The sequence below is a fragment of the Nocardia neocaledoniensis genome, assembly GCF_029868625.1.
GTDB lineage: Bacteria > Actinomycetota > Actinomycetes > Mycobacteriales > Mycobacteriaceae > Nocardia > Nocardia neocaledoniensis_A.
In genome coordinates this window covers 24,274-33,600 of sequence record NZ_JARWOJ010000332.1, presented here as the reverse complement: position 1 = coordinate 33,600, position 9,327 = coordinate 24,274, and the positions used below count along the sequence as shown (strand labels likewise).

The window sequence follows — 9,327 nt, the reverse complement described above, 5'->3', positions numbered from 1 at the left end:
TCTTTTTAATCCGCGATGCGCTCAACCCGCTTTAGATATCGGCCCGTACTCGTTGCGCCCCCTGCGGTTGCTGTCAACCCAAACGTTTAACTTGTTAACCCACCCTGCCTCCCTAAAACAAACACGGCCGGTCAGACCCACTTTCGCGGGCTGACGGGCCGTAGTCGGCAGAGGCGTTTCCTAGTCCGGGTCGGCCAGGGTCACCTGGATGCCACCGACCAGATCGCAGCACTGGTTGTAGATGAACACACCGACGGTCGCCAGCGCGGTGAACAACACCACGTTGATCAGACCGATGACACCGGCATAACCGAACACGGTGCCTGCGTCGATCAGGCTCGACGAGCTGCCCTCCTGGTTCAGCATCTCGCCCAGCGAGTTGTCCAGGTTGTCCCACACGCCCATGCCGGCGAGCACGATGTAGAGCAGGCCGACGGCCACCATCCACACGAAGAACAGCGCCACGCTGATCACCAGGGTGATCTTCAGCGTCGACCACGGATCGATCCGGCGGATCTGCACGGTCGCGCGTAGCGGCTCACCGGACGCGGCGGCGGCGATGGCCACCGGAACCGCGGGCGAGACCGACCCGGCCGCCGCGGCCCTGGCACTGGGCCCCGGCTGCGACGGCACCTGGGCCATCGGCAGGCCGGGCGCCGCGGGCGGCGCGTCCGGCGTCGGGTGGCGCACCTCGGACAGGTCGGGCATGTCCTTGACCAGCTCGGGCCGGGCGATGCTGCGGGTCGGCCCGTCGATGCCGACCGACTTCACCATGGCCGCTTCCTTGCGCGCCGCCTTGGCCGCCAGGTCGGCGGTCGTGCGGGCGTTGGAGGCGCCGCTGCCCTTCAGCCCGCCACCAGAGGCGCCCGAGGTCGGACGTCCCTGGCTCGGCGATTCACCGGGCCGGTACAGGTTCGACTGCGGTTCACGCTGCGGCAGCTGCGCCCACCCGTCCTGGTAGGGCGACTTGCCCTTCCCGTTGCCGGTCGGCGCGGATTCGTTGCCCATCCGCACGGTCGACTGGTCGAACGATTCGCCGCCACCGGCGCCGGACTCCGGCGCCGCGCCCTCGGCCGCACCCTGACGGGGGATCGGCCGCGGCTGGATCGGAGACGAGGCGATCCGCTCGGTGACGCCGTTGGTCTGGTTCCGATCGTCGTTCGACTGATTCGGTGTGGTCAATGGAATCCTCAGATCCGTTCGTTGCCGCCGCTGGTTGGGTTATTGCTCCGAGGCCGCGTCGCCGATGAGCTGATCGGGATCGGGCTCGTCGGCGTTGCGCGCGATCGCTAGCAAGGTATCGCCATCCGCGAGGTTCATCAATCGCACGCCCTTGGTCTGTCGTCCAGCTTTGCGAACTTGCTTGGCCGCGGTGCGGATGACACCACCACTGGAGGTGATCGCGTACAACTCGTCCTCGTCGTCGACGATGAGCGCACCCACCAGGCTGCCACGCTTCGGGTCGTATTGAATTGTCAATACGCCTTTTCCGCCACGACCCTGCGCGGTGTACTCCTCGATCGCGGTGCGCTTGGCGTAGCCACCCGCCGTCGCGACCAGCAGATACGTGTCGGGACGGACCACGTTGAGCGAGAGCAGCTCGTCGTCGGCGTTGAAGCGCATGCCCTGCACGCCCGAGGTCGCGCGGCCCATCGGGCGCAGCGCCTCGTCGGTCGCGGAGAACCGGATCGACTGGCCGTGCGCCGAGACGAGCAGCAGATCGTCGTCGGAGGAGCACAGCACCGCGCCGACCAACTCGTCGTCGTCGCGCAGATTCACCGCGACGATGCCGCCGGAGCGGTTGGAGTCGAAATCGGTGAGCTTGGACTTCTTCACCAGGCCCGCGCGTGTCGCGAGCACCAGGTACGGCGCGTCCTCGTAGGTCTTGAGCTGGATGATCTGGGCGATCTTCTCGTCCGGCTGGAACGCGAGCAGGTTCGCCACGTGCTGACCACGCGCGGTCCGGTTGGCCTCGGGCAGCTCGTAGGCCTTGGCGCGGTAGACCCGGCCCTTGTTGGTGAAGAACAGCAGCCAGTCGTGCGTCGAAGACACGAAGAAGTGCTTGACGATGTCGTCCTGCTTGAGGCCGGCGCCCTGCACACCCTTGCCACCACGCTTCTGCGAGCGGTAGAGGTCGGTCTTGGTGCGCTTGGCGTAACCGGTCTCGGTGATCGTGACGACCACGTCCTCGCGGGCGATCAGGTCCTCGTCGGCGACGTCACCGTCGTTGGCGATGATCCTGGTCCTGCGGTCGTCGCCATACTTCTCGACGATCTCGGCCAGCTCGTCGCGCACGATCGCGCGCTGACGCTCCGGCTTCTCCAGAATGTCCTTGTAGTCGGCGATCTCGAGCTCGATCTTGGCCAGATCGTCGACGATGCGCTGCCGCTCCAGGGCGGAGAGGCGGCGCAGCTGCATGTCGAGGATCGCCGTCGACTGGATCTCGTCGATGTCGAGCAGCTGCATCAGGCCGGTACGCGCGGTGTCGGTGTTGGCCGAGCGGCGGATCAGCGCGATGACCTCGTCGAGCATGTCCAGCGCCTTGACCAGACCGCGCAGGATGTGGGCCCGCTCCTCGGCCTTGCGCAGCAGGTAGCGGGTGCGCCGGACGATGACTTCCAACTGGTGGTCGACGTAGAGCCGGATCATCTGATCCAGGCGCAGCGTGCGCGGCACACCATCGACGATCGAGAGCATGTTCGCGCCGAAGCTGGTCTGCAGCTGGGTGTGCTTGTACAGGTTGTTCAGCACGACCTTGGCGACCGCGTCGCGCTTGACCGTCACCACGATGCGCATGCCGACACGGTCGGAGGACTCGTCGTGGATATCGGAGATACCCGCGATCTTGCCGTCCTTGACCTGCTCGGCGATCGAGTTGATGAAGTTGTCGGTGTTGACCTGGTACGGCAGCTCGGTGATGACGATCTGAGTCTGCCCGCGGCTGCCCTCCTCGATCTCCACCACACCGCGCATGCGGATCGAACCGCGGCCGGTGGTGTAGGCGTCGTGGATGCCCTGGCCGCCGACGATCAGGCCGTGGGTCGGGAAGTCCGGACCCTTCACGCGCTCCATGCACGCGGCGAGGGTGGCTTCCTCGTCGGCGTCGTAGTTGTCCAGCGCCCAGTAGATGGCCTCGGCCAGCTCGCCCAGGTTGTGCGGCGGGATGTTGGTGGCCATTCCGACGGCGATGCCGTTGCTGCCGTTCATCAGCAGCGCGGGCACGCGCGCGGGCAGCACAGTCGGCTCCTGCGAGCGACCGTCGTAGTTGGGGACGAAATCGACGGTCTCGCTGTCGATGTCGCGCAGCATCTCCATCGCCAGCGGCGTGAGACGGCACTCGGTGTATCGCATGGCGGCCGCGCCGTCGTTGCCGCGCGAGCCGAAGTTGCCCTGGCCGTCGACCAGCGGGTAGCGCAGCGACCACGGCTGGGCCATGCGCACGAGGGTGTCGTAGATCGACGCGTCGCCGTGCGGGTGGTAGTTACCCATGGTCTCGGCGACCGGACGGGCCGACTTCACGTAACCGCGGTCGGGGCGGTAGCCGTTGTCGTACATCGCGTAGAGCACGCGCCGGTGCACCGGCTTGAGGCCGTCGCGCACATCGGGCAGCGCGCGGCCGACGATCACGCTCATCGCGTAATCGATGTAGCTGCTCTGCATCTCGTTCTGGATGTCGACCGGTTCGATCCGGTCGCCCGCACCGCCCGAGGGTGGCAGCGTGGTCTCAGTCATCAAATCTCCTTGTCAGGGCTGACCTGCGTCGCGGGCGCGCTCGACGGCGCAGCACCGCCTCACACGTCGAGGAAGCGGACGTCCTTGGCATTGCGGGTGATGAAGCTGCGACGTGCCTCCACGTCTTCGCCCATGAGCACCGAGAACAGCTCGTCGGCCGCGGCCGCGTCGTCGAGCGTCACCTGACGAAGCACCCGGACCGAGGGATCCATGGTGGTCTCCCACAGCTCCTTGGCGTTCATCTCGCCCAGACCCTTGTAGCGCTGGACGCCGTCGTCCTTGTTGATCTTCTTGCCCGCGGCCAGGCCGGCCTCGAGCAGCGCATCGCGCTCCCGGTCGGAGTAGGCGAACTCCGGATCGGTGCGCATCCACTTCAGCTTGTACAGCGGCGGCTGGGCCAGGAACACGTGACCGTGCTCGACCAGCGGGCGCATGAACCGGAACAGCAGGGTGAGCAGCAGCGTCGCGATGTGCTGGCCGTCGACGTCGGCGTCGGCCATCAGGATGATCTTGTTGTAGCGCAGCTTCGCGATGTCGAACTCGTCGTGGATACCGGTGCCGAACGCGGTGATGATCGACTGGACCTCGTTGTTCTTGAGGACACGGTCGATGCGGGCCTTCTCGACGTTGATGATCTTGCCGCGCAGCGGCAGGATCGCCTGGTACATCGAGTCGCGGCCGGACTTCGCCGAGCCACCGGCGGAGTCACCCTCGACGATGTAGATCTCGCACTTGCTCGGATCCTTGGACCGGCAGTCGGCCAGCTTGCCCGGCAGTCCGCCCAGGTCGGTGGCCGACTTGCGGCGCACCAGCTCACGCGCCTTGCGCGCGGCCACGCGAGCCTGCGCCGAGGACACGGCCTTCTGCACGATGGTCTTCGCGTCGGCCGGGTTGGCCTCGAACCAGTGCGTCAGGTGCTCGTTGCAGGCGCGCTGCACGAACGACTTGACCTCGGTGTTGCCCAGCTTGGTCTTGGTCTGGCCCTCGAACTGGGGCTCGCCGACCTTGACGCTCACGATGGCGGCCAGGCCCTCGCGGATGTCGTCACCGGTGAGGTTGCCGTCCTTCTCCTTGAGAAGCTTCTTCTCCTTGGCGTACTTGTTGACCACCGTGGTCAGCGCCGCGCGGAAGCCCTCTTCGTGGGTGCCGCCCTCGTGGGTGTTGATCGTGTTGGCGAAGGTGTGGACCGACTCGGAGTAGCCCGAGTTCCACTGCATCGCGACCTCGAGCTCGTGGCCGGTGCCCTTGCCGGTGAAGCCGACCACCGAGTTGTGGATGGCCTGCTTGGTGCGGTTGATGTGACGGACGAAGTCCACCAGGCCGCCCGGGTAGTGATAGGTCCGGGTCTTGACCTTGTGCTCGACCGGCTTCTCGGCGCCTTCCTCGGCGTGCTTGGGCGCCTCGGCGGTATCGCTGACGACCTCGTCGATGACGTCGGTCTCGCTGACGCGCTGGTCGGTCAGGGTGATGGTGAGGCCCTTGTTGAGGAACGCCATCTCCTGCAGACGGCGCGAGACCGTCTCGAAGTTGTAGGTGGTGGTCTCGAAGATCTCCGGGTCGGCCCAGAAGCGGATCGTCGTACCGGTGCGCTTGGTCGGCTCGCCCTGGATCAGCTTGCCCGGCTTGGCGTCCTTGTAGGTCTGGGCCCAGTGGTAGCCGTCGGTATCGATCTCGGCTTCCAGCTTGCTCGACAGGGCGTTGACCACCGAGATACCGACGCCGTGCAGACCACCGGAGACGGCGTAGGAGTCGGAGTCGAACTTGCCGCCGGCGTGCAGCTGCGTCATGACGACCTCGACGGTCGGAATGCCCTGGGCGTGCATGGCGGTGGGGATACCGCGGCCGTCGTCGATGACCTCGACACCGCCGTCCTCCAGCAGCGTCACGTCGACTCGCGTCGCGTAGCCGGCCATCGCCTCGTCGACCGAGTTGTCCACAACCTCCCAGATGAGGTGGTGGAGGCCGCGTTCACCGGTGGAACCGATGTACATGCCAGGGCGCTTGCGCACCGCTTCGAGGCCTTCGAGGACTGTGATGGAGGAGGCACCGTAGCCCTGCTTGTTGCCCGATGCGTTGGAGTCGTTGGCAGCCACTTGTCGGTAGCTCTCCTTACTTGCTGATCCCTGGCGCAGCGATCGGGCAGCACGCGGACTGCACAGCACGCGTCGAGGGTTCGCCGCTGGTTACGTCACCATCCTACTGGTAAGCCCAACTTACAGTGCACCTACGACACCCCTGACGCCGCCGTGAATGCAAGAAATCGACTTACGCCGACAAGCTTCCGCCTCGCGGAGATTTCCGCCCGCCAGAACTGGCGTGAGGCTCGCGTTCGGTGGTTCCACGTGAAACCCCGTCGACAGGCTTCGGGGGCCACCCGAGTTATCCACAGGCTTTGTCCACAAGTTCACAGCGGATGGGGGTGAGACCGGTGCCGCCGCAACGCAACTCGCCCTGGTCACCGCTCGGCTACCCGTAGGTGTCGCGCGGTCCCCTGCCCTTGATGTGCCGCTCACCCTTGCGCCAGCTCGGTGCGGCGGGGCCGGTGATCCGCAGCTGGGTGACCACGCCCTGGCCGACCGCGGCATTGATCTTGGCCAGGATCTGGCCCTGCAGCATGCGCAGCTGGGTGGCCCACGCGGTCGACTCCGCGGCGATCTTGAGCACGCCGCCCTCGAGCGTCACCGGGGTGGCGTGCGCGGCGATGTCCTCACCGACCACGCTGGACCAGCGCCCGAACACCATGCCCTCGGCCACCTTGCCCGACCAGCCACGACTCTTCGCGATCGAGCCGGCCAGCGACGACAACAGCTGGGGATCGCGCGGGTCAGGTCCGGCTCCGGACCAGCCGGTGCGGCGTCGTCCACCCGCGCGCAGCTTGCGCACCGGTGACGCCCGGCCCTGGCCGACGGACTTGCCGCTGGCCTTGGCCGCCGCCCGGGCCTCCTCCAGTGCGCGCCGAGCCAGATCGATCCCGCGCAGCTCCGGTTCGGGCTCGTTCGTCACAGTTCCCGCCTTCCGGTGTCGATGCTGGCCGAGTGCGGACCGAGTCTACGCCGCGGCGCCGACAGCGCCGGCGCCGCCGAGCTGGCATATCTCCAGCATGTCGCCGGTTTTCCACAGGTGCTGTGGATAACCATGGCTATCTGTGCATATCCTCGGATTCCGCGGCGGGCTCGGTGACGATTCGCGAGGTCCGCTGGTCCGCCTCCCCTGTCGTCCGCACCCGCAACGGTTCGGCGGCCAGCTCGGCGGGCACGTCCTCGGCGACCGCCGCCGTGATCAACACCTGCTCGGCGCCGGCCGCGACCTCGGCCAGCGCGGTCCGTCTGCGCCGGTCCAACTCGGCGAACACGTCGTCGAGCAGCAGCACCGGCTCGGTGCCACCGCTGCGCAGCAGCTCGAACGAGGCGAGGCGCAGGGCCAGCGCGAACGACCAGGACTCACCGTGACTGGCGAAACCCTTGGCCGGCGCGCTGCCCAGCAGCAGCTCGAGGTCGTCGCGGTGCGGGCCGACCAGGCACACGCCGCGTTCCAATTCCCTTGTCCTGGCTGTGGACAACTCGCGCAGCACGATCTCGCGCAGCTGCTCCACATCGTCGGCCTCGGGTGCCCGGGCCGGATCGAGCAGCTCCGGCGGCAGATACCCGGACCGGTAACCGATTGCCGCCGGGCGCGATTCGGGCGCGATCGACCGATATGCCTGTGCCAGATACGGATACAGGTCGTTGACCAGCCGCAATCGCTGCGCCAGCAGCACCGAGGCATGTTCGGCCAGGTGCCCGTCCCACACGTCGAGGGTGCTCAGGTCGGCACGGGAACGGACGTGTCGCCCTGCGGTTTTCAACAGGGCCGAGCGCTGGCGCAACACCTTGTCGTAGTCGGCGCGGACACCGGCCAACCTGGGCAGCCTGGCTGTGCACAACTCGTCGAGGAACCGTCTGCGCTCGCCCGGATCGCCACGGACCAGCGCCAGATCCTCCGGCGCGAACAACACGGTCTGCAGGATGCCGAGGATCTCGCGCGAGCGGCGCACCGGCGAGCGGTTGATCTGGGCCCGGTTGGCGCTGCCCTGCTTGAGCTCCACGTCGACGCGTAACTCCCGGCCCTGATTGACGACAGTCGCGCCGATCCTGGCCTGGGTCGCGCCCATCCGGATCAGCGGAGCGTCGGCGGAGACCCGGTGCGAACCGAGCGTCGCCAGATAGCCGACCGCCTCGAGCAGGTTGGTCTTGCCGTTGCCGTTCGCCCCCAGCAGCACCGTGCGCCCTGGGGACAACTCGAGCTCGGCGTGTTCCCACGACCGGAAATCACGGACCGACAGCGCACGAATGAACATGCCGGGTTACGCGGGCGGGGCTCAGCCGGGCAGCCGGACCGGCATCAACAGGTAGATGTACTGGCTCTCCAGCGCCGCGAACGCGCCGGACTCCAGCACCTTGGGCTCCTCGTCGGAGGCGGGCAGCAGCACGGCGGGCCTGCTCGGCGTGGTGAAGCCGAAGGTGACCCTCTCCGCGTGCAGCGCCGACAGGCCCTCGGTGAGGTAGCCGGGGTTGAACGCGATGGTCAGCGGCTCGCCGCGGAAATCGGCCTCGAGCCATTCCTCGGCGCGTCCCGCGTCGTCCCCACCCGCCGACAGCAGGACACCGTCTGTGGAGAACTCCAGCCGCACCTGGGCACCGCGCTCGGCCACCAGGGCGACACGCTTGATGGCCTCGGACAGCGCGGCGACCGGCAGCGTGGCGATGGAGGTGTGCTCCTTGGGGAGCAGCTGACGGAACTTGGGGAATTCCGCGTCGAGCAGCCGGGTGGTGGTGCGGCGGCCCGCGTTGACGATGCCGAGCAGTCCGTCGGCCCCGCCGCCACTGCCCAGCGAGAGCTGCACGGGCGCGTCGGTGGCGCCGAGGGTCTTGGCGGCCTCGGACAGCGTGCGCGCGGGAATGAGCACCGCGGTCTCGATGTCGGGGCGCGTGGGCTGCCACTGCAGGTGCCGCACGGCCAGCCGGAAGCGGTCGGTGGCGGCGAGCACCACGTCGTTGCCCTCGATCTCGACCCGGATACCGGTGAGCATGGGGAGCGTGTCGTCGCGGCCCGCGGCGACGGCGACCTGGCCGACCGCCTCGGCGAAGACATCCACACCGAGCTCACCGGTCTGCTGCGGCACCTCGGGCAGCTGGGGATAGTCCTCGACCGGCATGGTCGGCAGGGAGAACTTGGCGCTACCGCAGGAGATCAGCACGCGGGTGCCGTCGACGGACACATCGACCGGCTTGTTCGACAGTGCCTTGGTGATATCGGCGAGCAGCCGGCCCGAGACCAGCACCTGGCCTGCACCGGCGACCTCGGCCGCGACGCGCATCTGCGCGGAGACCTCGTAGTCGAACCCGGAGACCGTCAGGCCGTTCTCATCGGCGACCAGCAGCACACCGCCGAGAACCGGCACGGGCGGACGGGAAGGCAGGCTGCGCGCCACCCAGGCCACCGACTCGGCGAAATCCTCTCGGGCGACCCGAAACTTCATGCTCGCAAGCTCCATCGCCCGATTTGTCCTCTCCGAGTTTCGAATCCGTGTGCGGGTGTGTTCAGCGGAGTTGAGGT

6 protein-coding genes are annotated in these 9,327 nt (G+C 67.5%); all 6 read right to left on the bottom strand.

Going from position 1 to position 9,327, the window contains the following annotated elements; all coding sequences use genetic code 11:
- Positions 1–180 precede the first annotated feature (180 nt).
- Positions 181–1,182 carry a DUF3566 domain-containing protein gene (locus QH270_RS25605; RefSeq protein ID WP_280346634.1) on the bottom strand — a complete coding sequence of 334 codons (1,002 nt, stop codon included), beginning with the start codon at positions 1,180–1,182 and terminating at the stop codon, positions 181–183.
- Positions 1,183–1,221: 39 nt separating this feature from the next.
- The gene (gyrA, locus tag QH270_RS25600) at positions 1,222–3,732 is read right to left on the bottom strand and encodes a DNA gyrase subunit A (protein ID WP_280346633.1); all 2,511 of its coding nucleotides are present in this window, start codon (positions 3,730–3,732) and stop codon (positions 1,222–1,224) included.
- A 59-nt stretch (positions 3,733–3,791) separates the two neighbouring features.
- The gene (gene gyrB, locus QH270_RS25595; protein WP_280346632.1) at positions 3,792–5,825 is read right to left on the bottom strand and encodes a DNA topoisomerase (ATP-hydrolyzing) subunit B; all 2,034 of its coding nucleotides are present in this window, start codon (positions 5,823–5,825) and stop codon (positions 3,792–3,794) included.
- A gap of 373 nt (positions 5,826–6,198) precedes the next feature.
- Positions 6,199–6,735: a DUF721 family protein gene (locus QH270_RS25590; protein ID WP_280346631.1), complete on the bottom strand. Its 537-nt coding sequence runs from the start codon at positions 6,733–6,735 to the stop codon at positions 6,199–6,201.
- Between the two features lie 136 nt (positions 6,736–6,871).
- On the bottom strand, positions 6,872–8,068 hold the full coding sequence (gene recF, locus QH270_RS25585; protein WP_280346630.1) for a DNA replication/repair protein RecF: 1,197 nt from the start codon (positions 8,066–8,068) through the stop codon (positions 6,872–6,874).
- Positions 8,069–8,089: 21 nt separating this feature from the next.
- The gene (dnaN, locus tag QH270_RS25580; protein ID WP_280346629.1) at positions 8,090–9,265 is read right to left on the bottom strand and encodes a DNA polymerase III subunit beta; all 1,176 of its coding nucleotides are present in this window, start codon (positions 9,263–9,265) and stop codon (positions 8,090–8,092) included.
- Positions 9,266–9,327: the final 62 nt, after the last annotated feature.

What these genes read in the sequence shown, in the direction of transcription:
- recF (WP_280346630.1), bottom strand. Translation starts at nt 8,068, where the DNA reads ATGTTCATTCGTGCGCTGTCGGTCCGTGATTTCCGGTCGTGGGAACAC.
- gyrA (WP_280346633.1), bottom strand. Translation starts at nt 3,732, where the DNA reads ATGACTGAGACCACGCTGCCACCCTCGGGCGGTGCGGGCGACCGGATC.
- dnaN (WP_280346629.1), bottom strand. Translation starts at nt 9,265, where the DNA reads ATGGAGCTTGCGAGCATGAAGTTTCGGGTCGCCCGAGAGGATTTCGCC.